The organism is Pigmentiphaga sp. MLSB6-MA01 (genome assembly GCF_058793475.1).
Map to the genome: position 1 here is coordinate 52,782 of NZ_JBXAFV010000007.1, position 26,802 is coordinate 79,583.

Annotated in this window: 22 protein-coding genes; 13 read left to right on the top strand and 9 right to left on the bottom strand. The window is 67.5% G+C overall.

From position 1 onward, the window contains the following. Window positions 1–8: 8 nt before the first annotated feature. Window positions 9–1,745: a thiamine pyrophosphate-binding protein gene (locus tag AC1Q6E_RS13335; RefSeq protein ID WP_492572911.1), complete on the top strand. Its 1,737-nt coding sequence runs from the start codon at window positions 9–11 to the stop codon at window positions 1,743–1,745. Window positions 1,746–1,758: 13 nt separating this feature from the next. Beyond that, window positions 1,759–3,195 carry an NAD-dependent succinate-semialdehyde dehydrogenase gene (locus AC1Q6E_RS13340; protein WP_296555160.1) on the top strand — a complete coding sequence of 479 codons (1,437 nt, stop codon included), beginning with the start codon at window positions 1,759–1,761 and terminating at the stop codon, window positions 3,193–3,195. Window positions 3,196–3,252: 57 nt separating this feature from the next. Here AC1Q6E_RS13340 and AC1Q6E_RS13345 read toward each other — a convergent pair whose 3' ends face one another. Next, a complete protein-coding gene (locus AC1Q6E_RS13345; RefSeq protein ID WP_296555159.1) occupies window positions 3,253–4,239 on the bottom strand; it encodes a Bug family tripartite tricarboxylate transporter substrate binding protein in 987 nt (328 codons plus the stop codon). 247 nt (window positions 4,240–4,486) lie between these two features. Between AC1Q6E_RS13345 and araD the strand changes: the two genes are divergently transcribed. After that, window positions 4,487–6,214 carry an L-arabinonate dehydratase gene (araD, locus tag AC1Q6E_RS13350; protein WP_152792988.1) on the top strand — a complete coding sequence of 576 codons (1,728 nt, stop codon included), beginning with the start codon at window positions 4,487–4,489 and terminating at the stop codon, window positions 6,212–6,214. A 79-nt stretch (window positions 6,215–6,293) separates the two neighbouring features. Here araD and AC1Q6E_RS13355 read toward each other — a convergent pair whose 3' ends face one another. The 5 genes from AC1Q6E_RS13355 to AC1Q6E_RS13375 form a co-directional block, all read right to left on the bottom strand. Further along, window positions 6,294–7,280 carry a Bug family tripartite tricarboxylate transporter substrate binding protein gene (locus AC1Q6E_RS13355; protein ID WP_492572912.1) on the bottom strand — a complete coding sequence of 329 codons (987 nt, stop codon included), beginning with the start codon at window positions 7,278–7,280 and terminating at the stop codon, window positions 6,294–6,296. 23 nt (window positions 7,281–7,303) lie between these two features. After that, a complete protein-coding gene (locus tag AC1Q6E_RS13360) occupies window positions 7,304–8,488 on the bottom strand; it encodes a Rieske 2Fe-2S domain-containing protein (RefSeq protein ID WP_296555157.1) in 1,185 nt (394 codons plus the stop codon). A gap of 2 nt (window positions 8,489–8,490) precedes the next feature. Then, a complete protein-coding gene (locus tag AC1Q6E_RS13365) occupies window positions 8,491–9,354 on the bottom strand; it encodes a fumarylacetoacetate hydrolase family protein (protein WP_152792986.1) in 864 nt (287 codons plus the stop codon). 131 nt (window positions 9,355–9,485) lie between these two features. Next, window positions 9,486–10,967 (bottom strand): DNA recombination protein RmuC, encoded by a 1,482-nt coding sequence (locus tag AC1Q6E_RS13370; RefSeq protein ID WP_152792985.1) that lies wholly within the window; start codon window positions 10,965–10,967, stop codon window positions 9,486–9,488. A gap of 57 nt (window positions 10,968–11,024) precedes the next feature. Beyond that, a complete protein-coding gene (locus tag AC1Q6E_RS13375; protein WP_296555151.1) occupies window positions 11,025–12,272 on the bottom strand; it encodes a citrate synthase in 1,248 nt (415 codons plus the stop codon). A gap of 218 nt (window positions 12,273–12,490) precedes the next feature. Here AC1Q6E_RS13375 and AC1Q6E_RS13380 point away from each other — a divergent pair, with 218 nt between their 5' ends. The 9 genes from AC1Q6E_RS13380 to AC1Q6E_RS13420 all read left to right on the top strand — a co-directional run bounded on the left by AC1Q6E_RS13380 (window position 12,491) and on the right by AC1Q6E_RS13420 (window position 21,377). Next, on the top strand, window positions 12,491–13,606 hold the full coding sequence (locus AC1Q6E_RS13380; RefSeq protein ID WP_152792983.1) for an amidohydrolase family protein: 1,116 nt from the start codon (window positions 12,491–12,493) through the stop codon (window positions 13,604–13,606). 1 nt (window position 13,607) lies between these two features. Then, the gene (locus tag AC1Q6E_RS13385; RefSeq protein WP_492572913.1) at window positions 13,608–14,663 is read left to right on the top strand and encodes an ABC transporter substrate-binding protein; all 1,056 of its coding nucleotides are present in this window, start codon (window positions 13,608–13,610) and stop codon (window positions 14,661–14,663) included. Further along, window positions 14,650–16,281, top strand: coding sequence for a gamma-glutamyltransferase family protein (locus AC1Q6E_RS13390; RefSeq protein ID WP_492572914.1), 1,632 nt, complete (start codon window positions 14,650–14,652; stop codon window positions 16,279–16,281). Before AC1Q6E_RS13385 ends, AC1Q6E_RS13390 begins: the two co-directional genes overlap by 14 nt. Window positions 16,282–16,305: 24 nt before the next feature. Then, entirely contained in the window at window positions 16,306–17,397 is a 1,092-nt protein-coding gene (locus AC1Q6E_RS13395) for an ABC transporter substrate-binding protein (protein WP_296555143.1), read from the top strand. 146 nt (window positions 17,398–17,543) lie between these two features. Further along, the gene (gene mabB / locus AC1Q6E_RS13400) at window positions 17,544–18,617 is read left to right on the top strand and encodes a 5-aminosalicylate 1,2-dioxygenase (RefSeq protein WP_296555142.1); all 1,074 of its coding nucleotides are present in this window, start codon (window positions 17,544–17,546) and stop codon (window positions 18,615–18,617) included. Window positions 18,618–18,626: 9 nt separating this feature from the next. Continuing rightward, complete coding sequence (locus AC1Q6E_RS13405) at window positions 18,627–19,478, top strand: ABC transporter ATP-binding protein (protein ID WP_492572915.1); 852 nt, start codon at window positions 18,627–18,629, stop codon at window positions 19,476–19,478. Continuing rightward, a complete protein-coding gene (locus AC1Q6E_RS13410; RefSeq protein ID WP_152792979.1) occupies window positions 19,471–20,292 on the top strand; it encodes an ABC transporter permease in 822 nt (273 codons plus the stop codon). Before AC1Q6E_RS13405 ends, AC1Q6E_RS13410 begins: the two co-directional genes overlap by 8 nt. 14 nt (window positions 20,293–20,306) lie before the next feature. Then, on the top strand, window positions 20,307–20,951 hold the full coding sequence (maiA, locus tag AC1Q6E_RS13415; protein WP_152792978.1) for a maleylacetoacetate isomerase: 645 nt from the start codon (window positions 20,307–20,309) through the stop codon (window positions 20,949–20,951). A gap of 33 nt (window positions 20,952–20,984) precedes the next feature. Beyond that, window positions 20,985–21,377 (top strand): RidA family protein, encoded by a 393-nt coding sequence (locus tag AC1Q6E_RS13420; RefSeq protein WP_296555140.1) that lies wholly within the window; start codon window positions 20,985–20,987, stop codon window positions 21,375–21,377. A gap of 19 nt (window positions 21,378–21,396) precedes the next feature. Here AC1Q6E_RS13420 and AC1Q6E_RS13425 read toward each other — a convergent pair whose 3' ends face one another. After that, a complete protein-coding gene (locus AC1Q6E_RS13425) occupies window positions 21,397–22,755 on the bottom strand; it encodes an FAD-dependent oxidoreductase (protein WP_296555138.1) in 1,359 nt (452 codons plus the stop codon). A gap of 100 nt (window positions 22,756–22,855) precedes the next feature. Between AC1Q6E_RS13425 and AC1Q6E_RS13430 the strand changes: the two genes are divergently transcribed. Next, on the top strand, window positions 22,856–23,767 hold the full coding sequence (locus tag AC1Q6E_RS13430; RefSeq protein ID WP_296555136.1) for a LysR family transcriptional regulator: 912 nt from the start codon (window positions 22,856–22,858) through the stop codon (window positions 23,765–23,767). A gap of 7 nt (window positions 23,768–23,774) precedes the next feature. Here AC1Q6E_RS13430 and AC1Q6E_RS13435 read toward each other — a convergent pair whose 3' ends face one another. Next, window positions 23,775–24,206 carry a group II truncated hemoglobin gene (locus tag AC1Q6E_RS13435; RefSeq protein WP_152792974.1) on the bottom strand — a complete coding sequence of 144 codons (432 nt, stop codon included), beginning with the start codon at window positions 24,204–24,206 and terminating at the stop codon, window positions 23,775–23,777. Between the two features lie 60 nt (window positions 24,207–24,266). Next, complete coding sequence (locus tag AC1Q6E_RS13440) at window positions 24,267–26,795, bottom strand: ABC transporter permease (protein ID WP_492572916.1); 2,529 nt, start codon at window positions 26,793–26,795, stop codon at window positions 24,267–24,269. Window positions 26,796–26,802: the final 7 nt, after the last annotated feature.

Below are 26,802 nucleotides of genomic sequence, written 5' to 3' on the forward strand. Positions count from 1 at the left end.
CAATGAACGTGACGCCATCCTCCCCTTCAGGCTCCGGCCCCTCCACCGAACGAACCGCCAGTGCCGTCCTGGCCAGCCAGCTCGCGATACATGGCGTCAAGCATATTTTCTGCGTCCCCGGAGAAAGCTATCTCGCCGTCCTCGATGCATTGCTCGACGTTCCCATTGAAGTCACCGTATGCCGCCAGGAAAGCGGCGCCGCGATGATGGCCGAAGCCCAGGCCAAGCTGACGGGAACCCCCGGCATCTGCTTCGTGACGCGCGGCCCGGGCGCCACGAATGCCGCGGCCGGCATCCACGTCGCAAGCCAGGACTCGACTCCGATGATACTGTTCGTCGGGCAGGTCGCGCGCGACATGAGGGGCCGCGAGAGCTTCCAGGAGCTGGACTACCCCGCCGTCTTCGGCAGCATGGCCAAGTGGGTGGTCGAGATAGACGATGCGCGGCGGATTCCCGAATTGTTGTCGCGCGCCTTCCATGTCGCCACTTCCGGCCGCCCTGGCCCGGTGGTCGTGGCCTTGCCGGAAGACATGCTGACCGACGTCGTCGACGTGCCGGACGCGCTTGCCTACCAGGTCACCGAGACCTACCCGGCACCGGAGCACATCGAGCAACTGCAAACGCTGCTCGCCAACGCGCAGCGTCCCCTGGCCATCCTCGGCGGCAGCCGCTGGTCCGCCGAGGACGTCGAACGCATCCAGGGCTTCGCCCAGGCGTTCCAATTGCCGGTGGTCTGTTCGTTCCGGCGGCAGATGCTGTTTCCCCAGTCGCATCCCTGCTACGCGGGCGAACTCGGCTTCGGCGCCAACCCGCGATTGCTGGACCGGATCAGGCAATCGGACCTTATCCTGCTGATCGGCGGCCGGCTGTCCGAGGCTCCGTCCCAGGGCTATTCGTTGCTGGACGTGCCAAATCCCAGGCAGAAACTCGTGCATGTGCACACCGACCCCGACGAACTCGGCCGCGTGTACCGGGCACACCTGGCCATCAACGCGACGCCGCGGGGATTCTGCGCCAGCGTGGCCGCCCTGCAGGCCACGCCCGGGCGCGCGACCGGCGAGTGGGTGCGCGATGCCGCGGCCGATGCCATTCGATGGCGCGACCTCTCGCCGATCCAGGTTCCTGGCGAACTCAAGATGCCCGACGTCATGCGCGCGCTTCAGAAGGAACTTCCCCGGGATACGATCATCTGCAACGGCGCCGGCAACTTCTGTACCTGGGGCCAGAGATTCTGGCCGTTCGAGGCATTCGGCACCCAGCTCGCGCCGACCTCGGGCTCGATGGGCTACGGGTTTCCCGCCGGCGTGGGCGCCAAGCGGCTCTATCCGGACAAGACGGTGGTGGTCCTGGCCGGCGACGGCGACTTCCTGATGACCGGACAGGAGTTCGCGACGGCGGTCCAGTACGAGCTGCCGCTGATCGTGCTGCTGATCGACAACGGGATGTACGGCACGATCCGGGCGCACCAGGAGCGCGGATACCCGGGCAGGGTGTCCGCGACGACCTTGCGCAACCCGGACTTCGTCGCCTATGCCCGCGCATTCGGCGGATATGGCGAGCGGCTCACCACCGCGGACGACTGCGGCCCCGCGCTGCGCAGGGCATTGGCGTCGGGTCTGCCCAGCCTGCTGCACTGCGTGATCGACCCCGAGGCCATCACGCCTTCTTCGACCCTGACCCAATTGCGCACGCAGGCGCTCGAACGCCTGGAGCAAGCGGCGCGCAAGAACGGACCGCCGCGTTGAAGGAACCGAAAAAATGACCTATCCCGATACGCAGTTGTTCATTGCCAACCGGTTCCAGGATGCGGCCGATGGCCGTTCGCTCCCGGTGGTCAACCCGGCGACGGGCGCGGAAATCGGCCGCGTCAGCCATGCCGGGATCGCCGATCTCGACCGCGCGCTGGCGGCGGCGCGACAAGGATTCGACACCTGGCGCAACACGCCGGCGGCCGAGCGCGCCCGGCTCATGCGGCGCGCCGCCATGCTGCTGCGCGAGCGCGTCGACGACATCGCGGCCATCATCACGCAGGAACAGGGAAAACCCCTGGCCGAAGCCAGGGGCGAGGCCTCGATGGCGGCCGAAATGATCGATTGGTTCGCGGACGAAGGCCTGCGAGTCTATGGCCGTATCGTGCCCTCGCGCCTGCCGGGTGCGCAGCAGATGGTGCTGAAAGATCCGGTGGGGCCGGTGGCGGCGTTCACGCCCTGGAACTTTCCGATCAATCAGGCGACACGCAAGGTGGCGGCCTCGCTGGCCACGGGTTGCTCGATCATCCTCAAGGCCGCCGAAGAAACACCCGCGGCGGCGGCGGCCCTGGTGCGGGCTTTCGCCGACGCGGGTTTGCCGCCGGGCGTGATCGGCCTCGTCTACGGCAATCCGGCCGAGATTTCCGCCCATCTGATCGCCCATCCGGCCATCCGCCTGGTCTCGTTCACGGGGTCGACACCGGTTGGCAAGCAACTCGCCGCGCTCGCCGGCCAGCACATGAAACGGGTCACGATGGAACTCGGTGGCCATGCCCCGGTCATCGTGGCCGACGATGCCGATATCGAACTTGCGATCCGATCCGCTGGCGGCGCCAAGTTCCGCAATGCCGGCCAGGTCTGCATCTCGCCCACCCGGTTCCTCGTGCACGAGAGTCTGTGCACGGACTTCGCCGCCGCCCTGGCCGCCCACGCGCGGAAACTGAAGGTTGGCGACGGACTCGCCGCGGGCACGCAGATGGGGCCGCTCGCCAACCCACGCCGGCTCGCGGCGATGGGCGAACTCACCGACGACGCGGTCCGGCGCGGCGCCACGATCGAGGCCGGAGGCGAACGCCTGGGCAAGGCTGGAAATTTCTGGGCACCGACCGTCCTGACCGGCGTGCCGCTGGACGCGAAGCTGCTCAACGACGAACCCTTCGGCCCGATCGCCGTGGTACGCGGCTTCACGACGCTGGATGAGGCGATCGCCGAGGCGAACCGGCTGCCTTACGGGCTCGCGGGCTTTGCTTTCACGCGCTCGCTGAAGAATGCGTACATGTTGTCGCAACGCGTCGAGGTCGGCATGCTGTGGATCAACCAGCCTGCCGCCGCCTGGCCCGAACTGCCCTTCGGCGGCGTGAAAGACTCGGGTTACGGCTCGGACGGCGGACCGGAGGCCCTGGAGGCCCACCTCAATACCCGCGTGGTGTCCGTGATGAACGTGTGAAGACGGCAGGCAGGGGAGCCGGCCGGCGCCCCTGCCATGCCAGCGCGCCGCCGCCTGTTACTGCAGCTCGATCCTGGCGTCCTGGATCACCTTTTGCCACCGGCCCATGTCGGTCGAGAGCAACTCGCGCGCCTGGGCCGTCGTCCCTCCCAGCACGCGCGATCCCGTGTTCTCGAGGCGTGCCCGGGTTTCCGGATTGTTCAGCACGGTCTGCACCGCCTTGTTCAAGCGCTCCACCACCGCGGCAGGGGTTTTCGCGGGGGCCAGGAGCATCCCCCAGGACGCCACCTGAACCTTGGGATAGCCAAGCTCGGTGAAGGTCGGCACGTCAGGCAGCCGGGGACTCCGGTGCGTGCCGTTCCCGATGGCCAACGCATTCAAGCTACCCTCGGCCACCAGGCCGTACATCGGCGGCAAATACTCGAATGCGACATCGATGTCGCCGCTCTGCAGGGCGGTATTCAGATTGGCCGCCGTCCTGAACGGCACGATGGTGTAGCTGAGGTTCGCGTTCGACTTGAACAGTTCGGCCGACAGGTGTTGCAGCGTACCCAAAAAGGAAATACCCACCGTGAAACGATCGCCCTTGGCCTTCGCTTCGCGCACCACGTCCTGGACATCCTTCAGCTTGGATTTCTTGCCCGCGAGCAGCAGCACATCGTTGCTCGTCGTGATCGAGATCGGCGTGAAGCTTTTTTCTATGTCGTAGGGAGCCGTGCGGAACAACGATTGGCTGATCGCCGCCCCGACACCGACATAGATCATCGTGTAGCCATCCGGCGCCGCCGCGGCCACCTGCCTGATCGCGCCGATCCCGCCCGTGCCCGGGCGGTTCTCCACGACGACCTGCTGGCCCAGTTCCTCGCTCAGCCCATTCGCGAGGATGCGGGAAATGCCATCGGCGATATTGCCCGCGGCAAACGGCACGACCAGGGTAATGGGCCGGGTGGGGAAATCGACGCCGGGCTTCGCCGCCATCGCCGTGGCGACACAGGACCATCCCAGCCAGGCGATTCCCGCGCATTTCGCGATTTTCTGTCTCATCTGCCTTCCTTCCTTCGTGCCGATCAAGCGGTTTTCTTCGGATAGTCCATGTCCTGCATGGCCAGGAACAAACACCGCCATCCTGGCATTCGCCACGTCGGGAAACGATGGACAATTCGAGGCAATTGTCTCCTTTGTGACTCCTGCGTTCTTTCTCTTGTATCCGGGCCCGGATGCATGCCCGCATCATCCAGGCGCATGCGAGCTGGAACTGGGGATTACCCCCAACTCAGGAGACCCCGTGCCCATGAAACGTACCTACGAGACTCTGCGCAGCGCCCGCTGGTTCGCGCCCGACGATTTCCGCTCCTTCGGCCACCGCTCCCGCGTGCTGCAGATGGGCTACGGCTATGAAGACTGGCAGGGCAAACCCGTCATCGCCATCATCAACACCTGGAGCGATGCCAGCCAGTGCCACGCGCATTTCAAGCAGCGGGTGGAGGACGTCAAGCGCGGCGTCCTGCAGGCCGGCGGTTTTCCGCTGGAACTGCCGGCCATCTCGCTGTCCGAGGTCCTGGTCAAGCCCACCACCATGCTGTACCGCAATTTCCTCGCCATGGAGACCGAGGAACTGCTGCGCAGCCACCCGGTGGACGGCGCCGTGCTGATGGGCGGCTGTGACAAGACCACGCCCGGCCTGACCATGGGCGCCCTGAGCATGGGCCTTCCCTTCATCTACCTGCCGGCGGGCCCCATGCTGCGCGGCAACTGGAAAGGCAAGGTGCTGGGCTCCGGTTCCGACGCATTCAAATACTGGGACGAGCGCCGCGCCGGCGGCCTCTCCGAACAGGCCTGGCACGAGATGGAAGTCGGCATCGCGCGCAGCCACGGCACCTGCATGACCATGGGCACGGCCGCCACCATGACGGGCATCGCCGAATCCGTGGGCCTGACGCTGCCGGGCGCCAGCAGCATCCCGGCGGCCGACGCCAACCACATCCGCATGAGCGCCGACTGCGGCCGGCGTATCGTGGACATGGTCTGGGAAGACTGGACGCCCGCGCGGATGCTCGCGCGCGCCAACTTCGAGAACGGCATCGCCTGCGCCATGGCCATGGGCTGTTCGACCAATGCCATCATCCATCTGATCGCGATGTCGCGCCGCGCCGGCCACCCGGTGAATCTGGCGGACTTCGACGCTTTCAGCCGCAGCGTGCCGGTGATCGCCAATATCCGGCCCAGCGGCGACACCTACCTGATGGAGGACTTCTTCTACGCCGGCGGCCTGCGCGCCATGCTCGAGCGCATCCGGGGCCATCTGCGCACCGACGCCCTCACGGTCAACGGCAAGACCCTCGGCGAAAACATCGCCGGCGGCGAGGTCTATGACGACGATGTGATCCGCCCGCTGGACAACCCCATCTACGCCGAAGGCGCGCTGGCGGTGCTGCGCGGCAACCTGGCGCCGGACGGCGTGGTCATCAAGCCCAGCGCGGTGGCGCCGCACCTGTTGCGCCATACCGGCCGCGCGCTGGTATTCGACGACTATCCCAGTCTCAAGAAGGCCGAGAACGACCCCGACCTGGACGTCACCGGCGACGACATCCTGGTGCTGCGCAACGCCGGCCCGCTGGGCGCCGGCATGCCCGAGTGGGGCATGCTGCCCATTCCGACCAAGCTGCTCAAGCAAGGCGTGAAAGACATGTTGCGCCTGTCGGACGCGCGCATGAGCGGCACCAGCTACGGCGGCTGCCTGCTGCACTGCTCGCCCGAAGCGGCCATCGGCGGCCCGCTGGCACTGGTGAAGACCGGCGACCGCATCACGGTGGATGTACCGGCGCGAACCATCCACCTGGAGATTTCCGACGAAGAGTTCACCGCACGCCGCGCGGCATGGACACCGCCCCCCGCCCGCTACGAACGCGGCTACGGCTGGATGTTCGGCCGCCACATCAAGCAGGCCAACGAAGGCTGCGACTTCGATTTCCTGGAAACCACCTTCGGCAGGCCGGTGCCCGAACCCGACATCTTTTGAACCGATAGACACCGGCGCCACAGGCAACACGGCGGGGGCGCCGGTCGGCCCCCCCGCCCTGCCTGCCCGCTGTCGCCTGCTACTGCAATTCGATCTTGGCGTCCTGGATCACCTTGTGCCACCGGACGATCTCGGTCGAAAGCAACTCGCGCGCCTGGGCCGTCGTTCCTCCCAACACACGTGACCCGGTGTTCTCGAGGCGTGCCCGGGTTTCCGGGTTGTTCAGCACGGTCTGCACCCCTTTGTTCAAGCGCTCCACCACCGCCGCGGGGGTTTTGGCCGGGACCAGCAGCATCCCCCAGGATGCCACCTGGACCTTGGGATAGCCGAGCTCGGTGAAGGTCGGCACGTCAGGCAGCCGGGGACTCCGGTGCGTGCCGTTCCCGATGGCCAACGCATTCAAGCTGCCGTCGGCGATCAGACCGTACATCGGCTGCAGGTACTCGAATGCGATGTCCACGTCACCGCTCTGCAGGGCGGTGTTCAGGTTCGCGGCCGACTTGAACGGAACGATGGTGTAGTCGAAGTTGCCGGTCGATTTGAACAGTTCGGCCGACAGGTGCTGCAGCGTTCCAAAAAGGGAAATACCCACCGTGAAACGATCGCCCTTGGCCTTCGCTTCGCGCACCACGTCCTGGATATTCTTCAGCTTGGATTTCTTGCTGGTCAGCAACAGTACGTCGTTGCTCGTCAGGATCGAAACCGGCGTGAAGCTTTTTTCCATATCGTAGGGAGCCGTGCGGAACAACGATTGGCTGATCGCCATCCCGACGCCGATATAGATCATCGTATAACCATCCGGCGCCGTGCCGGCCACCTGCCTGATCGCGCCGATCCCGCCCGCGCCCGGACGGTTCTCCACGATGACCTGCTGGCCCAGGTCCTCGCCCAGGCCATTCGCGACGATGCGGGCAAGGCCATCGGCGATGTTGCCCGCGGCAAATGGCACGACCATGGTAATGGGCCGGGTCGGGAACTCGCCTTCTGGCTTCGCCGCCACCGCGGTGGCGACACAGGACCATCCCAGCCAGGCGATTCCCGCATACTTCGCGATTTTCTGTCTCATCTGCCTTCCTTCCTTCGCGCCGATCAAGCGGTTTTCTTCGTATAGTCCATGAACTGCGGCGGTTTTTCGAGCCGCTTCCATTGCTTGGGAGGCTTGCCCGTCTCGACCGCTTCCATTTCCCGCCAGAGAATTTTCCGGAACATCGAAATGCCGCGATCCGAAGCGCCCAGGCATTCGCTCGCCCGGTCGGCGATGGTGCCCTGGCCGATCAGCGCCACGTAATCCTGGGCGCTGGTCAGGCGCACGAGCGGGTCGTCGGGATAGTGCCCGGCGAACAATTCGTCGTGATAATCGGTCGAGTTGTAGTCATCGCATTCGTCGAAGTAACGCTTCAACGCGTCATCCGCCTCCTGCGACGTCGACGGGACCGCGCGCAAGGAAATCCGGATGGTGTGCTCATCATCGATGGGCACCATCCAGTTCGTCACTTCCATCCAGGGATCATTGGGATTGACGTTGGGAATGATCACGGTGTTTCCATAGGGAAACGTCCAATCGCTCACGCGCACCTGGTTCTTGTCGCCAAGCTTGCGCACGGCCGTCTGGCAAATACCCGCCGAGGTTTCCTCGTAGCTGACTTCCGGGACTTCCGCCGGAATCGCCTGGCCAAAGGCGCCGACCTTTCCCATCTGATGCGCAAAGCTCACGTGCACCGCATCCAGGGAGTTTTCCGCGACCTGGAGCCAGTTGCACGGCCATATTTCTTTGCGCTGCAGCAGGAAAACGCCTTCTTGCTCGCAGAACATCCGGCGGGGAAGGTCGAAATCGGGTGCCGCCCCCTCCCCCATGTAGGTGAAAATCACGCCGCAGTATTCCCGGACCGGATAGGCGGGAATCCGCACATGGCCCTCGGTGCCGGCCCGCTCGGCCGGGCGCTCGGTACATTGGCCGTTGCCGTCGTATTTCCAGCCGTGATACATGCAGCGCACTTGATCGCCTTCGATCCAGCCGGTATGCAGCAGCGTTCCCCGATGCGCGCAGCGCGCGCCCACCAGATGGACGGTGCCGCTCTCGCCCCGGTAAAGCGTCAAGTCTTCGCTGAGCAGGCGGACCCGTTTGGCAGTCCCCGGCGCCACGCTTTTCGACAATGCAATGGGGTGCCAGAACTGCCGCAGCACTTTGCCCATCGTCGTATCTTTCGCGGTTTCCGTCAGGCGCCTCATCCGCTCGGCTTGTTTCTGCGGGCCCTGGTTGTCGACTTTTTCCATTTTCATCCCACCTTTACACAGAGTGGATCCAATCCACTGACCTGGACTTGCAGTTCATCGCCCGAGGCAAGAAAGCGATTGCGGGCGGAGCCGACACCCGCCGGTGTACCGGTCGCGATGACGTCGCCAGGCAACAGCGTCATGTAGGAAGACAGCGCAACGATCAACTCCTCGGTGGAGAAGACCATCTCGGCCATGCTCTCGTCTTGCACGACCTCGCCGTTGAGGCGGGTCGAGATCCTCAGGGTGCGCGCGCGCAGCGCGGCGACGATGTCCGGCCCGCAGGAGATGGTGGGGCCCAACGCGGACGCGCCGTCCAGCCCCTTGGCCGCGGTCCAGTCGGGCCAGGTCTTCGCTTCCGGTCCCGGAGGGCCGAGCGATACCCGGGTCAGATCACGGGCCGAACCATCGTCCAGGGCACAGATCCCGGCGACGTGATCCAGCGCCGTTTCCAGCGATGCATCCTTGCATTCACGACCGATGACGACAGCGATCTCGCCCTCGTAGTCGAACTTGGCGGTCATCTTCTTGTTCGGATTCAACACCTCGCCATGGGCGACGAAATTCGAAGGAGCCTTGTAGAAAATGATGGGCCGGACCGGGGGCAGCGTCTTGGCCTCGGCGCCATGTTCCCGATAGTTGACGGCAACGGCGAAAACCCGGGAGGCCCGGTCGAGCGGCGGCAGGAGCCGCGCCTCGGCGCTCGCCACCCGGCGGATCGCGCTGCCGGCGCCGGCTTCCAGGATGCGGGGAAGCTCGTCGCTTTCGCACACGACATCGACGTTGTCGCCCTGGGGGCAGCCGATGACGACCTTGCCGCCGACCAGGTAGCGCCCAACGTTGAAATGCCCGTTCTTCATTGTCATCTCTATCCCACGTGTTTGTGAACAAGTGCCGCCATATTGGCACTCGCCGCGTCGGTAGACGATGGACAATGCAGGGCAATTGTCTCCTTTGTTACTCCTGCGTTCTTTCTTTTTGCATCCCGGACGGCGGACTAGCCGCCCGGCTCGACCTCGGCCTCGTCCGCCCCGAGATCGTCGTCGTCCGCCCCCAGCAGTTGCCGCGTCTCGCCTTCCGGCAGGGCCTCGACGGTCTTGAGGTTGCGCAGCATGGCGCGGGTGCGCACCTCGGTCTGCCCGATCTTGTTGCTGGCGGTTTCCAGCGTTTTCTTGACGCTGGCCAGCGCATCGCCGAACTTGCCGAACTCCGACTTGACCGCCCCCAGCACCTTCCAGACCTCGGACGAACGCTGCTCGATCGCCAGCGTCCGGAACCCCATCTGCAGGCTGTTCAGCAGCGCGGCAAGATTGCTGGGGCCGGCCACGTTGATCCGCAGCGCCTGCAACTTGTCCATCAACCCGGCCCGCCGCAACACCTCGGCGTACAGCCCCTCGGTGGGCAGGAACATGATGGCGAAGTCGGTCGTGTGCGGCGGCGCGATGTACTTGGAACCGATGCGGCGGCCCTCCAGTTCCACCCCGCGCTCGAAGGCCTGCCCGGCGGCGCGCACCGCCTCCAGGTCGGCACGCTCCTGCGCATCCACCAGCCGCTCGTATTCCTCCTTGGGGAACTTGGCGTCGATCGGCAGCCATACCGGCACGGCATCGTCGGCACGGCCCGGCAGGCGGATGGCGAATTCCACGAGTTCGTCGCTGCCGGGCACCGGCTTGACGTTGCGGCCGTATTGCGCCGGCGTCATGGTCTGCTCGATCAGCATGCCGAGTTGCACTTCGCCCCAGGTCCCGCGCGTCTTCACGTTGGTCAGCACGCGTTTGAGATCACCGACCCCGGCCGCCAGCGTCTGCATCTCGCCCAGCCCCTTGTGCACGGCCTCCAGCCGGTCGGAGACCAGTTTGAAGGATTCGCCCAGCCGCTGCTCGAGCGTGGCGTGCAGCTTCTCGTCCACGGTGCGGCGCATTTCTTCGAGTTTCACGGAGTTGTCGGCCTGCATGTCCTTGAGCCGCTGCTCCACGGTCGTGCGGACCTCGACCATGCGGCGTTCGTTCGCCTCGGTCAGCACACGCAACTGTTCGGAGAAGCGGTCGGCGAAACGCTGCAAGGCTTGCGCGCTTTCGTCGCGGTTGGCCGCGGCGTCGCGGGTCAGCGACACGCGCAGCGCCTCGAAGCGTTCCTGCAATTGCGCCGTCAGCGTGGTCAGGTTCTGGGCGAAGGCGTCGAGCTGCTGGTTCAGCACCTGGGCCTGCTGCGCCTGCTGGCCGCCCAGGGCCTGCAGGCCCTGGGCCAACGTCTGGCCCAGCTCGGTGCGCAGTCCGCGCGTGGACTCGGCCAGCTCCGTCCGCAGACCGCGCTGGCTCTCGGTGATGTCGGCCCGCAGCGTTCGGTCCATGCGCTCCTGTTCGGCCAGGATCTGATCCAGGCGCGGATCCGCCCCCGGCTTGCGCAGCAGCGCCAACAGCGCGAACAATGCCGCGAGCACGGCAGCGACGGCGCTGCCCCACAACAGGTATTCAGTCAAGACTCGGCCCCCAAAACGTGGGATTTTAGAGGGAAGACGCGATGCCCGGCGGCATTCCTATCCGAGATAACGGGCCCGCGGCCTGAGCATCACCCCCGCCATCCGCTGTTCGATGGCATGGGCGATCCACCCGGCCGTGCGCGCCAGCGCGTAGATGGCACCCGGCGAACGGCGCGGCAGGCCCAGGCCGTGGCATAACACGGTCAGGGCCGCCTCGGCGGTGGGCGCCATGCCCGTACGCGCCCGGACGGCGGCCAGATACCCGATCCAGTCCGGACGGCGACCGCGGGTGGGCTGCGCGCCCGCCGCCAGGGACAAGAGCGGGGCGACCCGCGGGTCGCCCTGGGGATACATGCGATGGAAAAATCCCGGCGCCCGGCCGCTGGAACGCAGCGACTCCTCGATCCGCGCCAGGAAGCCCGCTTCGTCGGGAGCTTCCAGCAACAGATCCTCGATGCGCCGGTACACCCGCCGGCTGCGCGAATTGCTGTGCACGCTCAGCGCGGCATTCAGGCAGTGCGGCAGGCTGGCGCCGCTGGAGGCGGCAAGCCGGACGGCGACGGCCTGGGGCGTCAGGTGATGATCCGCCAGCAGCACCAACGCGGCGTTGAGGGCGCGCTCACGGACCGGATTCGCCTGCGCGCCGACGGCTCGCAGGAGATGGGCCGCGAGCGTTTCCCCTTCGCGTCCCATGACGAACCCGGCCTCCGGGCCCAGGTAGCCCAGGCAGCCGGCGAACAGCGACAGCGCGGCGCGCGCGTCGGCGATGGTCGTTCCATGACGCGTGTCGTGGCGCAGGTCGCCTGCGGCGGCGAGCAGCGAAACCGCCACGCCGAAGTACTGAATCGGCTCCATCGATCCGCCCAGTTCGCGGAACAGATGTGCCGCCAGAACCGGCAAAGGCTCCGGCGGCCAGCTTTCCGGCTCCTCCGAACGCACGCCCGTCCAGAGCATCTCGGCCAGGTTCTCGAAGCGCTCGCCGCCTGCCGCCAGGTCGACCGCGGCAAAACCCCGGTAGATCGGCCCCCGTGGCGTGATTTCGGTGATGGCGGTCTGGATGATCGGCTCCGACCAATGAGGCTGATGGCTCCCCCCCTTCGATGGCCCGCCTTCGGCCCGTGCACGGCTGCGCGACCCCATCCGCTCCACGTCTTCGCGCAGATACATGACCGGACCGTCGTCGCCCTGGCGCTGGCGCCGTATCCACCCCCGGCTGACGTAGGCATAGAGCGTCTGTTTCTTGACGCGCAACACCTTGGCGGCGTCCTCGGCCGTCATGTAGTGGACCTCGTCGATTCCAGGCATGTACAGGCTCCTGTTCCCATGCATTCCGATCCGGGACATTGATCAATAAATCAACTTCTACCCGTGGAACAGCCTGGTCTATGCTTGGCCCAATCATGTTCCTTTCGGGCACCCGATCAAGAAGCATCGATCGGCCTGGGGACATCATATATTGATTTGAATCATGCTCAAGCAATATTGATCAACGTCATATTTCCCTCACCCGGAGCAGGCCTCCCATGATCATCGATACCGATTCCCACGTCATCGAATCCGAAGCGACCTGGGCGCATCTGGATCCCGCCTACCACGCCCGCCGCCCGCTGCCCTTCGCCGCGCCAACGGACACGGGCTTCCAGGACTGGAACACCTTCTGGGTCATCGACCGGAAGCTCCGCCACTTCGGCGCCACTCCCATCGCCGGCAACGCGATGGCCGCCCGCAAGACCTTCTCGCCGGGCGTCCAGCAGATCACCGATGTCCCCGCCCGTGTAGCCGCCATGGACAGGATGAATGTCGGTAAGCAGATCGTCCATCCGTCCTTCGTGCTCTCGACCCTGTGCGAGGATCCCGATCTCGAAGCCGCGCTGATCCGCAGCTACAACACCTTCATGGCCCGCGCCTGCGCGGAATCCGGCGGACGCATCTTTTTCAATGCCGTCGTGCCATACCGCCAGCCGGACGTCGCGGTCGAGGAGATCCGCCGCGTGCGCAAGCTGGGCGGCGCGGTCAGCGTCCTGGCCCGCGGCCTGGAGTGGGACCGCCCCATGGACGATCCCCGGCATTACCCCATCTTCGCCGAGGCCGAGCGCCAGGGACTGCCCATCGTCGTGCACCTGGGCCTGGGCGCGCCATCCATGTATGCGATGTTCGACGGCCTGACCCATCCCGCGGCCGAGCGCAAGACCTTCTACCCCCCTTACTCCCGCCGGCTGCTCAGCACCCTGACCGTCCAGTACGCCTTCTACAACCTGATGGAGGGAACGCTGCTCGACGATTTCCCACGCCTGAAATGGGCCTTCCTCGAAGGCGGCGGATGCACCTGGATGGCCGCCGCGCTGCGCACCATCGAACGGGGCGGCAAGACCAACGCCGCCGACTACTTCGCCAGTGGCCGCATCCACGTCGGCAGCGAACCCGACGACGACATCAACTACGCGGCCTCGGTACTGGGTGAACAGTCGTTGCTGGTGTCGAGCGACATGCCGCATTTCGACGAGGCCGCGCACGACAGCATCGCCGAGGAATACGAGGAGCGGGACGATCTGAGCCCTGCGCTGCTGGAAAAAATGTTCCACCAGAACGCCGCGCGCCTGTTCGACTTCTCCGCGGCGACGGCGAGCGGAGCACGCTGACATGCAGGCCGCCCGGACGCTGTGGTACACGCGCTGCCCGCTGCCGACCGCATCGGGAGTGGCCATCGAACGCGGGCTACTCGACGCCGCCTTCGCGCCGCTGGGCATCGCCGTGCAATCGCTCAACGCCTCGCTGGACCGCCAGGTGCGCGAAGCCCATTTCGACCACGGCCAGCCCGGGCTGTTCCGCCAGGGCGGCATGATCCCGCCGATCTGGAGCCGGGCGCGGGGCGCCGATACCCTCGTCATCGCGACCGGCTGGATCGATGAGTACCAGGCGGTGATCGCCTTGCCCGACAGCGGCATCCGCGACGGCGGCGACCTGCGCGGCAGGCGCGTGGGCGTTCCCTGCCGGCCGGGCGAACAGATCGATTACTGGCAGGCGATGTGCCTGCGCGGCTATCACAGCGCGCTCCAGCTTGCCGGCCTGGCGCCCGCCGCCGTGGAATTCGTCGCGCTGCCCATCGACGAGGGCCAGATTCCCACGGGCGGCGCCTCGCAGCGCGGCTCGCTCTGGCACGGCGCGCCCCGCGCGCGCCGACAGAGCCGGGAAGCCCTGGCCCTGGTGCGCGGCGAGGTCGACGCGATCTACACCGCCAGCCCGGCCGGCGCGCAGCTGACGGCCTTCCTGGGCGCCCGGGTCGTCGTCGACATCGGCGCCGCGCCCTCTCCCGCGCTGCGCAGCAACAACCAGGTGCCCGCGATCCTGACCGTGGACGGAACCCTTGCGCGTACCCGGCCCGACCTGGTCGTCCGCTACCTGGCGGCCTTGTTCGACGCCGCCGACTGGGCGCGCGCCCAGCCTTCGGACGCGGCCGCCATTCTGGCCGAGGACGTCGGCACCACGAAGGAATGGCTGTACGCGGCCCATGGCGACGACGTGGCGGCCCGGCTCTCGCCGACGCTCGATCCCGTCCATGTCCAGGCTGTCGCCGCCCAGAAGGATTTTCTGCTCGGCATGGGGCTGCTGGAACAAGACTTTGACCTGCAAGCATGGATCGCCCCGGAGTTCATCGAGGCGGCCGCCGCGACGCGAGGCGCTCATGCAACCGCCTGATCCTCTTCCGCCCGTATCGCCGCCCCGGCCACTGTCGGCCGCCGGACGCGGCGTCGTGGCCAGCGCCCATGCGGCGGCCAGCGCCGCTGGCCGGACCATGCTCGAACGCGGCGGCAACGCCATGGATGCCGCCATCGCGATGGCGGCGGCGCTGGGCGTGGCGCAGCCGATGATGAGCGGCCTGGGGGGCGACAGCTTCATCCTCTGGCACGACGCGGCGACCGGCCAGACCACATCGATCAACGGCGCGGGCCCGGCGCCCTCGGCGCTCGCGGAAGGCGCCGAAGGCACCCTGCCGATGCGCGGCTTGGGCTCGGCCTCGGTTCCCGGCGCGGTGGATGCGATGTGCCTGGCCTATGACCGGTACGCGAGTGGCCGGCTGTCCTTCGGCGAGTTGCTGGCGCCGGCGATCGAACTGGCGGAACGGGGATGCGAGACACCGCACTTCTGCGCCAGATTCTTCGCCTTGAACGAAGCACTCCTGGCCGCCGACCCCGGTGCGCGGCAGGCGCTGTTGATAGACGGGCGCGCGCCTCGCGAGGGCGAATCGCTCCGGCAACCCGACCTGGCGCGCACGCTCGAGCGCCTGGCCACCCGCGGCCGGGACGATTTCTACGGCGCGGGCCTGGGCGCCCGCCTGGCCGAGTTGAGCCGCCAGAACGGCGGCCCCTTCCGCGAATCGGATTTCGACGGCATCTTCGCCGAGGCTGCTCCCCCCATCCTGATCCCCTATGGCGACGGATGGGTCGTCAGCAACCCGCCCGTCGCCCAGGGCGTCGTCCTGCTGGAGTCCCTGGGCATCCTGGACAGGCTGGACCTTCCGGCCGAGGACGACGGGCTGCGCGCGCATTGCATGATCGAGGCGCTCAAGCATGCTTTCGCCGACCGCAACGACTTCCTGGGAGACCCCCGCTTCACGGCCAATCCGCTGCCCCAACTGCTCGCGGGCCCGCGCCTGGACCGGATCGCCGCCGCCATCGACCGGTCACGGGCCGCCACGGCGCTGCCGCGCGCCCGCTGGTCACTCGGCAGCGGCGACACCACTTGCTTCGTGGCGGCCGACGCCCAGGGCAACGTGGTCAGCTACATCACCAGCATCTCGACGCCATTCGGCGCGGGCGTCGTCGTGCCCGGCACGGGGGTGCTGCTGAACAATCGCGCGGGCCGTGGATTCTCGCCCGACATCCGCTCGCCGAACCACCTCGCCCCCGGCAAGCGCACCATGTCCACGCTGCACGTCTATATGGCCCTGGACCCCCGGCGGCGGCCGGTCCTCGCGGGAGGCACCGCCGGCGGCGACGGGCAACCCCAATGGAACCTGCAGATCATCGACGCTGTCCTCAACCGCGGCCTGTCGCTGCGGCAGGCGGTGGACCAGCCCCGTTGGGAACTCTTTCCCGGCAGCGACCCCGGCCATCTCGCCCACCCCTACGAGATCCGCGTCGACCGCCGCCTCGATGGAGCGCTGCTCGACCGGCTCCGCGCGCTAGGCCATATCATCAGCGACAAGTCGCTGGGCATGCTGGGAGCGGCGCAGGTGCTGGGAACCATGCCATCCGGGGGTTTCGTTGCCGCCGCCGATCCTCGCGCGGACGGCGCCGCGTACGCGGTCGATTGACCCTTCCCTCGCCAAGGAACCTCCATGAACAGCAGACGCCCTCCTCCCGCCACCGTTCCCTCGCCCACCCGGCGCCGGCTGGCAACCCTGCCCCTGGCTCTCGCCGCGCTGTCGCCGTGGACTCGCCTGCTTGCCGCGCAGCCGGGCAAACCCCTGCGCAAAGTGCGTGTCGGCATGCTCGACAGCCTGTCCGAGGCACCGGCGCTGATCGCCTACGAACAGGGCTACTTCAGGGAAGAAGGACTGGACGTGGAGTTCGTGTCGTTCAGCAACACCGCCGACATGGTGGCCCCGCTCAGCGCCCGCCAGCTCGATGTCGCTTCCGGCGCGCCGACACTGGCACTGTTCAACGGCGCGCTGCGCGGGCTGCCCTTCAAGCTGGTCGCGGACAAGGGGCGCAATTCCCCGGGGCACGGATTCAATGCACTCGTGGTGCGCAAGGACCTCGTCGATTCCGGCCGGGTCAAGAGCATCGGCGACATCAAGGGCATGAAGGTGGCAACACCTTCCCGCCATTCCCCGATGGAGCTGCAACTGGACATGGCCCTGCGGACCGCCGGACTGGGCCTGAACGATGTCGCACTCGAACAACTCGCTTTTCCCAGCATGATCGCCGCGCTCACCAACAAGGCGGTGGACGCCGCGCTGATGATCGAACCCCTGGTCACGGTCATCGTCCAGCGGCAGATCGGCGCGCGCCTGCTGGGGTTCGACCAGACCTCTCCCGACTTCCAGATCGCCGGGATCATCTATGGCCCCAGCCTGACCCAGGCCGACTCCGACGTTGGCAGGAAATGGATGGCCGCCTACGTCCGCGGCATCCGCGCCTATCTCGATTCCCTGGACGGCCGGGCCCCCCGCGACGTGACCGAGCATGCGCTCAGCCGCCACATCGCAGCCTTCAAGAACCAGGAGCTGCTCAAGAAAGTGGTCTACCCGGGATTCGACCCCGACGGCTACCTGAACCTGCAGACCATCAAGGACAGCATGGCGTGGTACGCGGGACTGGGGCTGCTCAAGACACAACCCAGGCTGTCCGAGCTGGTCGACTACCGCTACCTGGACTCAGCCCTGGATCGCCTGGGCCGCAAGGGCCCCCGCCAAGGAGTCAATTGACATGAAAGCCCACGCCCTACGCGCTTCGCGCGCCCCCTCAAGGGGGCAACGCCGGCGGACCGGCAAAGCCGGATCCGCGGCGTCCTGGATCATGCGGCCCCCGTTTCATTCGACACAGGTGGCTCGCGGCAGCATGGATGACTGATATGACCTCCGACAGCCTCGAACAACTGCATGCCGACATGGAACGGGCGCGCCTGGTGCCCACCTGGAAGTACGTCTCGCAATTCGTGTCCATGCAGCCTGCCGTCAGCTACCGGCCGTTCCTGTGGAAGTGGGACCACGTGCTTGCCCACCTCATGCGGGCGGGGGAGCTCGTGACCCTGGAGCGCGGCGCCGAGCGGCGATCGATGGAGCACACGAATCCCGACCTGCGAGCCCAGTTCTCGACCTCCCATACCCTGGCGACCGCCCTGCAGCTGGTGCGTCCCGGGGAACGCGCGCCCGCCCACCGCCACCAGGCCGGCGCCGTCAGGTTCGCGGCCCGCAGCCAGGGAGGCGAAGTCTTCACCTGTGTCCAGGGCGAGCCGCTGCGCATGGAGGAAAACGATCTGCTGCTCACGCCCTCCGGCACCTGGCACGGACACAGGAACGATACGGCGCACGACATCGTCTGGCTGGATGCGCTGGACTACCCGCTGGTCAACCTGCTGCAGGCCAGCTGGTTCGAGCCGGGCGACGACGACTCGGCCCCGCCGCGGCCCGAAGGCTATACGACGGCCCGCTACGGCCACGCCCGGCCAGCGGGCTGGGACGGCGATCCCTCGCCCCAACCCGTCATGCGGTACCGCTGGCAAGACATGCGCGAGTCCATCGAGCGCCTGCGCCGGGAAGACGGCAGCCCCTGCGACGGCATCCTCCTGGAGTACGTCAACCCCCGGACCTCCGGCCCCACCCTGCCGACGATGTCCTGCCGCGCGCAGCTCCTGAGGCCCGGCGAGCACACCCGGGCGCACCGCGCCACGGCCAGCACCGTCCACTACGTGATCGAGGGCGAGGGCAGCAGCATCGTCAATGGCCAGCGCTTGGACTGGGCCCGCGGCGACGTCTTCGTCATTCCGAACTGGGCCTGGCACGAGCACCGGAATCCGCACGGACGCGATGCCATCCTGTTCTGCATCACCGACGAACCGGTCATGCGCGCGCTGGGCATGTACCGCGAACAGCCCTATCCCGACCACGACGGCCGCCAGGCCGTCGAATCCACCTTCACGCCGTAGGAGACGCGGATGAAAGCGATGCCCGAGTTCTCGCTTTCCCCTGGCGTGGCGGCGCCTCCCGGACGCCGCCGCGCGATCGTCATGGAAAACCTGGGCAAGCGTTTTCTGGCCGGCAAGGGCGAATACACGGCCCTGCGCGGCGTCGACCTGGACATCCTGGACGGGGAGTTCGTCTGCATCGTCGGGCCCTCGGGCTGCGGCAAGACCACGCTGCTGCGCATCCTGGCCGGGCTGGACACCCACACCGACGGCAGGCTCGCCATGCGGCCGGCACCGGCGGGCAGGCCGCTGACCTCGGTGGTGTTCCAGGAACACTCCATCTTTCCCTGGCTGAGCGTATACGACAACGTGGCCTACGGCGTGCGTTCGAGCGGCATGCCGAAACCGGAAATGAAGCGGCGGATCGACTACTACCTCGACAAGGTGGGACTGCGGCCTTTCGCCCATGCCTACCCGCACCAGCTTTCGGGCGGCATGAAACAGCGCGTCTCCATCGCCCGCGCATTCGCCAACGATCCCGAGATCCTGCTGATGGACGAGCCGTTCTCCGCGCTGGACGAGCAGAACCGCGCGGTCATGCAGGAAGAGCTGCTGCGCATCTGGGAAGAAACGCGCAAGACGGTTGTCTTCATCACCCATTCCGTCGACGAGGCGGTATTGCTGGCCGACCGGGTCGTCGTGCTGGGCGGCCGCCCGGGCGGCGTGCGCGCCACGCTGGCCTCGCCCTTCGCCCGCCCGCGTTCCTACGCGGCCCTGCGCGCCGATCGCGCCTATATCGATCTGGTGTCGCGGGTGGCCGCGCACATCCAGGAATCCTTCCTGCAAACCCAGTCCGACCAGACAGGAGACGGACATGGCTGAGGACTTGATCCCCATCGAACCCTCGCGCGATATCGGACACGCGGAACGCCGCCGCCAGCGCCTGGAGCGCCTGCTGTCGGTCGCCACGCCCCTGCTCATCCTGGCGGCCTGGGAAGCCCTGGTCCGCGCGGGCCTGGTCGACGCGCGGCTGTTCTCGTCGCCGAGCCAGATCGCCGGCACGTTCTGGGCGCTCGCCCAATCGGGCGAACTGGCCCGCCACGTGGGCATATCGCTGGTGCGCATAGGCATCGGTTTCGCGCTGGGCGCCATTCCCGGCGTGCTCACCGGCATCGCCATCGGACTCTCGCCGCTGGTCAAGGCCGTACTGTCCCCCGTCATCGCCTCGCTCTACCCCATTCCCAAGATCGCCATCTTCCCGCTGATCATGGTGATCTTCGGCATAGGCGAGGTCAGCAAGTACGTCCTGGTGGCGATCGCGGTGTTCTTCTTCATGGCGATCAACTCGGCGGCGGGCGTGCTGAACGTCGAACGCATCTACTGGGACGTCGGCCACAGTTTCCGGGTCGGCCGATTGCGCCGCATCCTGACCATCGCGCTTCCCGGCGCGCTGCCCATGATCATCGCCGGCATCCGGCTGAGCCTGGGCGTGTCGCTGCTGGTGCTGGTCAGCGCCGAGTTCGTCGGCTCGAAAAGCGGCATCGGCTTCCTGGTCTGGGATTCCTGGCAGACCTTCAACATCGAAGTGATGTTCGTCGGCATCGTGGTCATCGGCGCGCTGGGCTGGATCTTCTTCACGATCGTGGACGAATTCGAACGGCGCTTCCTGCCCTGGGCGCCCGGCAACCGGCGCTGAAGGGATATCCCGTCATGCTCACGCTCTACACCTACTGGCGCTCGTCCACCTCGTACCGGGTGCGCATCATGCTCAACTGGAAGGGCCTGCCCTACCGGCCGGAGTATGTCAGCCTGCCGCGCATGGATCACCGGGCCGGGCCGTTCCTCCGCACCAATCCGCAAGGCCTGGTCCCCGCCTTGCAGGACGGAGGCTTCGAGCTGGCCCAGTCGATGGCGATCTTCGAATACCTGGAGGAACGCCATCCCTCGCCCGCGCTGCTTCCCTCGGACATCCACCGGCGCGCCTACGCGCGCATGCTGGCCAACATCGTCGCCTGCGACATCCATCCCTTGAACAACGTCCGGGTCCTGCGCCATCTGGAACAGCGCCTCGGCCTGGACGAGACCGCCCGCAGCGACTGGTACGCCACCTGGATCGCCGCCGGACTGCAGGCCTTCGAAGCCTCGCTGGAACACTGGGGCTGGGATGGCGACTACTGCTGCGGCGACGAACCGGGCATCGCCGACGTCTGCCTGGTGCCCCAGCTCTACAACGCACGCCGGTTCGGCTGCGATCTGCGCCCCTACCCCCGCCTCGTCGCCATCGCGCAACGCTGCGAATCGCTGCTGCCCTTCGCCGCGGCGCATCCTTCCACGCAAGCCGACGCGGTGCCCTGAACCCCCGCGTCCACCCCAGGAGACTCACCCACCATGAAAAGCATCCATGCGCCCGAAGTCAAGCCCGCGCCGCCCCAGACCTGGACCAATTGCAAGGTCCACAACGGCCAGTTCTTCATCTCGGGCATGACCGCCCACGACCTTTCCGGCGGCGTGGAAGGCGATGGCAGCATGTACGACCAGTCGCGGCGGACCTTCCAGAAAATCCGGCACCTGGTCGAAGCCTGCGGCGCCGTCATGGACGACATCATCCAGCTCAACGTGTTCGTGACCCGGATCGAGGAAAGACAGGAGGTCTGGCGGGCGCGCAAGGAATTCTTCACTGGCGACTTTCCCTGCTGCACCCTGGTCGAGGTGACCGGACTCGCCACCCCCGCCCTGAGGGTCGAGATCAACGCCACCGGCTTCATCGGCGGCCGCGCCTGATCCCGGCCCGGCGCCGCCGCTACATGTCGCGGCCCAGGTAGGCCCCGTCCTGTTGCAGGACGCGCTGCAACGCGGGCACGTCCAGCCTGCGCGGCGCCACGCCTGCGCGCAGCGACAGGGCCGCCGCGGTGCCGGCCGCCTGGCCCATGGCGAAGCACGGGCCGGTCACGCGCGCGGCGGACTGGCCCATGTGGGTCATCGAGGCGCAGCGTCCCGCCACCAGCAGGTTGTCCACGCCCAGCGGCAGCAGCATGCGGTACGGCAGGTGGTTGAAACCCCGGACGTTGGGCACATCGACGAACTTGAACACGATGTCGCCGGCGACGTGGGCCTCCACCGGCCAGCCGTTCACGCCTATGGTGTCCTCGAAGCTCGCGCAGCCCAGCACGTCCTCCTCGGTCAACAGGTATTCGCCGACGACGCGGCGCGTCTCGCGTATGCCGACCTGCGGCGCGATCTCCAGGATGTACGAGGCATCGAAGCCCGGCGCGTACTCGCGCAGGAACTCGAAGAAGTCGCGTGCCTGCCGCCGGCCCTGCAATTCGCCCTCGCTCAGTTGCCAGGCATCGGTGCCGTCGATCGCGCTGCCGTCCGGGTTGCTGAGCTGGGTCACGTTGGCGCGCCATTCGACCGGGTTCTTCTGCGGCCGGACGATGGGCGTCTTGCGCGCGAAGCGGCGGCCATGCCGGGCGGCTTCCTCCATCAGGCCGCCGAAGTGTTCCCAGGCCTTGCCGGCGCGGGCCGGATCGACATTGTTCACGCGGAACATGGTCGACGGATACAGCATGCCGCCGTGGCCGTCGCCCTTCTCGTAGGGCACGCCCGCCGAGGCCGCCATGTCGCCGTCGCCCGAGCAATCGATGTAGATCCTGCCGACCACGGCGCCGCGGCCGGACTTGGTCTCGACCAGCAGCGCGGCGATCTCGCCCGGCGAACGCATCAGCACGCCGGCCGCCTGGGCATGGAACAGGACCTGGCTGCCGCTGGAAACGACCAGGTCGTCGGCCGCCAGCTTGTAGGCCGCGTTGTCGTAGGCCTGCGCCATGATCTTGTCCTGGAACATGCGGTGCGGCTCGCACAGGCCGCCCAGCTTCTCCAGCGTGGCCAGCAGCTCGCCGGCCAGGCCGTGCACCACCCGCCGGTTGTCGCCGAAGACATTGGCGTGCAGGCCGCAGAAATTGGTCACGCCCGCGGCCGTGCCCATGCCGCCCAGGAATCCGTAGCGCTCGATCAGCAAGGTACGGCAGCCATGGCGCGCCGCCGAGGCGGCGGCCATCATGCCGGCGGGCCCGCCTCCCAGCACCACCACGTCGAATTCACCCACGATGGGGGTCTGCCGCGCGGGTTCGGTCACGCTGGCCGGATGTGCCGATGTCATCGCTGCACCTCGTCATTCAGGGAAGCGGACATGTTATCTATTTCAAAATGGATTATCTGGTCTAATTCGAAGCACCAGCTTTTGCAATCTGGAATAGACGATGGATACCCTGGCCAATCTGCGCGCCTTCCTAGCCACGGTACGCGGCGGCAATTTCTCCGAAGCCGCGCGCCAGCTCGATACGGTGCCATCGGTCGTCGCCAAGCGCATCGCCCACCTCGAATGGACCTTGGGCACGCGCCTGTTCGAACGTTCCAGCCGCCGCGTGGCCTTGACCGAGGCCGGCCACAAGTTCCACCCCCGGGCGCGCACGCTGGTCGGCGATTTCGACGACATCGCCTCGGAACTCAAGCGCGACCAGGATGCCGTGGACGGCCACATCCGCCTGCGGGCGCCGACCTCGCTCACGGTGCTGTACCTGGCCGATATCCTGGCGGCCTTCCAGCGGCGCCATGAACGACTGACCCTGGAGATCATGCTGCTGGACCGGTCGGCCAATCCCGCCGAGGAAGGCTTCGACATCTCGGTCAGCGGCCGCGCCGACAGCTACGAGGGCGTGGTGGACGAACCGCTGTGCCCGCTGCGCCAGGTCGTCTGCGCCGCGCCCGCCTATCTCGAACGCCGGGCGGCGCCGCGCCATCCGCGGGACCTCGCCGACCACGACTGCCTGGTGTTCAACCCCACGGGCCACAGTTGGCACTTCAACAGCGCGAGCGGCCCCGTCAGCATCGATGTGCCCGCGCGCCTGGGCGCCAACGACAACTACGCGCTGTACGCCTCCGCCCGCGCCGGCAACGGCATCGCCGTGCTGCCCACCTACGTCGCGCGGCGGGCGCTCGCGGACGGCGGCCTGGTGGCGCTGCTGGAAGAGCATCCCTTGCAGGACGTCTGGCTCAAGGCCTTGATTCCGGTCCGCAAGCGCACGTTGCCGCGCATGGAACTGCTGCTGGCCTGGCTGCGCGAACACCTGGGAGGTACGCCGCCCTGGGAAAGGCCGGACGGCGGCGGCTGAGCCGGCCCTATTCCGGCCGGTTCCGCATCCAGTCCGCCGTGTTGTAGAACGAGGCCAGCAGCTTGTCGGCCAGCGCCGGCTCGACGCCGACCTGCTGCATCGCCCGCCCCATGCAGACCACCCACTGGTCGCGCTCCTTGTTGCCGATCGAGAACGGCAGATGGCGCGCCCGCAGGCGGGGATGGCCGAAGCGGCTGATGTAGTGATCGGGGCCGCCCATCCAGCCGCACAGGAACCAGAACAGCTTCTCCCTGGCCTGGTCCAGCGACGGCCCGTGCGCGGCGCGCAAATCCGCCAGGTCCGCGTCCAGGTCCATCAGGTCGTAGAACCGGTCGACCAGTTCTCGCACACGCGCTTCGCCGCCTATCAGGTCGAACACGGTCTGGCCGGCCGGGGCCGGTTCCTCCGGCTCGCGTATCAGTATCGTCTTGTCGTTCATCTCGGTTTCTGTCAAAAGCGGAAAAAACGCCGCGCGACGCCCGCGGGAGGCCGGCTTGAACTACGCTTCCCGCAAGGTCGCGAGCGGCGGTTGGCGCAGCACGCCGCGCAGCCCCATCCATCCCCCCACCCAGGCGCATGCCACGCCCACCAGCAGCCCGGTCGCCCACACCCAGGGGTTGGGCGTCAGCGCGAAATTGAACACGTAGCGGGCCAGCAGCCATGCGATCGCCGACGCGCCGGCCGCGGCCAGCACACCCGCCGCGCCGCCTATCGCGGCCAGCTCCAGCCACTGCGCCAGCGCCAGTTGCCGGCGCGTGGCCCCCAGCGCGCGCAGCAGCCCGGCTTCGCGCACCCGCTCGTCGCGGGTGGAGGCCAGGGCCGCATACAGCACCAGGCAGCCGGCGGCCAGCGTGAACAGGAACAGGAACTGCACCGCCGCCACCACCTGCTCCAGGACATCCTGAACCTGCTTCAGGATGGCGCTGGTGTCGAAGATGGTGAGGTTGGGGAATTCGCGGATCAGGGCGTTGGACAGATCCGCCTTGTCGGGCGGCAGGTGCAGCGCGGTGATCCAGCTTTGCGGCATGTCTCGCAGCACCGCCGGGGACAGGATGGCGAAGAAGTTGACCTGCATGGAATCCCAGTCCACCGCGCGCAGCCCGGTCACCTTCACATCGACCGGATTGCCGGCGATGTCGAACTTGAGCGTGTCGCCCAGGTTCACGCCCAGGGTCTTCGCGATGCCCTGCTCCATCGAGACCTCGGCGGCGGCGGGATCCAGCCAGCGGCCGGCCACGTCGCGATTGTGGTCGGGCAACCGGTCCGTATAGGAAAGATTGAATTCCCGGTCCACCAGCCGCTGCGCGCGATCGTCCTGGTAGTCGGCCGGACCGACCTCGCGGCCGTTGATCTCGACCAGGCGTCCGCGGATCATGGGGTACAACTGCACGTGGCCCAGCCCCGCCTGCGCCAGGCGTTGCGCGACCGCCTCGCGCTGGTCTGGCTGGATGTTGATCAGGAAGCGGTTGGGCGCATCGGGCGGCGCCGCGCCGCGCCATCCCTCGACGAGATCGCCGCGGGTGATGGACAGCAGTAGGATCGCCATCAGCCCCACCGCCAGCGCGCATATCTGCGCCACCGTGGCGCCGCGGCGGCGGACCACCCCGGCCAGCGCGAAACGCAGGGCCACGGGCCCGCGCTGCCATTGCCGCAACGGCTCCAGCCAGCGCAGCCCCAGCCAGGAGATCCCGGAGAACAGCAGGAAGCCGCCCAGGAAGCCGCCGGCGACCATCAGGCCCAGCTTCAGGTCGCGCGCGAACCAGAGCAGCAGCAGCGCGAAGCCCGCCGCACCCACGCCATAGCCGAGCGCGGTCTGCGCCGGGGCGGTGCCGGTCTCGCGGCGCAGCATCCGGGCGGGCGCGACGTGGCGCAACTGGGCCAGCGGCGGCAGCGCGAAGCCCATCAGCAGCCAGACGCCGGCCAGAAACCCCTGTATCGCGGGCAGCGGCCCGGCACGCGGCAGATCGGTCGTGATCAGGCCGCCCAGCGCGGCGATCAGGCCTTCGTGCGCGGCATAGCCGAGCGCGCTGCCGACGGCCGCCGCCCCCAGGGCGATGATCAGGAACTCGGCGGCGAACAGCCAGGTCAGCGTGGTCTGCGTCGCCCCCAGGCAGCGCATGACCGCCACGCTGTCGAAATGCCGCAGCGTAAAGCGCCGCGCCGCCAGCGCGACAGCCACCGCCGCGATCAACGCCGCCAGCAGCGCCACCAGCGACAGGAACTGCTGTGCCCGGTCGATGGTCCGGCGCATCTCGGGCCGGCCGGAATCCAGCGTTTCGACGCGTTGGCCACGCTGCGGGTGGGCCTGCAGCCAGGCGGCATACTCGCGCGCCGCCGCCGGCTGCCCGGCCGCGAGCAGGCGATAGGTGATGCGGCTGCCGAAGGTCACCAGCCCGGTCGCCGCCAGGTCGTCCTCCCGGATCATGACCCGCGGCGCCACATTGATGAAATTCATGCCGCGATCGGGTTCCACCGTGATCACCCGGGCGATGCGGAAATGCCGGTCCCCCAGTTGCAGATCGTCGCCCACGCGCACGTCCAGCAGCGACAGCAGCTGCGGGTCCACCCAGGCGGTTCCGGGCGCGGGAATCTCGCGCGTCGGCTCGTCGGGCGCGGTGGGGCCGTCGGCCACGCGCAGGCTGCCACGCAGGGGATAGCCCGGCCGCACGGCCTTCAGGGCCGCCAGTTGCGAACGCGCCGCGTCGCCGGTCCCGACGCTGGCCATGGACGGAAACTGCAGGTTCTCGGTCACCGACAACCCGAGCCGGCGCGCCTCTTCGAGCGGTCCCGGGTCGACCCGGTTGTCGGAAATCAGCACGACGTCGCCGCCCAGCAGTTGGGCGGCATCCCGTTCCAGCGCCTGGCGGATGCGATCGGCCAGGAAGCCCACGCTGGACACCGAGGCAACGGCGATGACCAGCGCCATCGCCAGCAGCCTGAGTTCTCCCGCGCGCCAGTCGCGCACGGTCATGCGCCAGGCCTGGGCCAGGAGGGACAGCGGTGAGAGCGAACGGATGTCGGTGGTCATGGCCGGC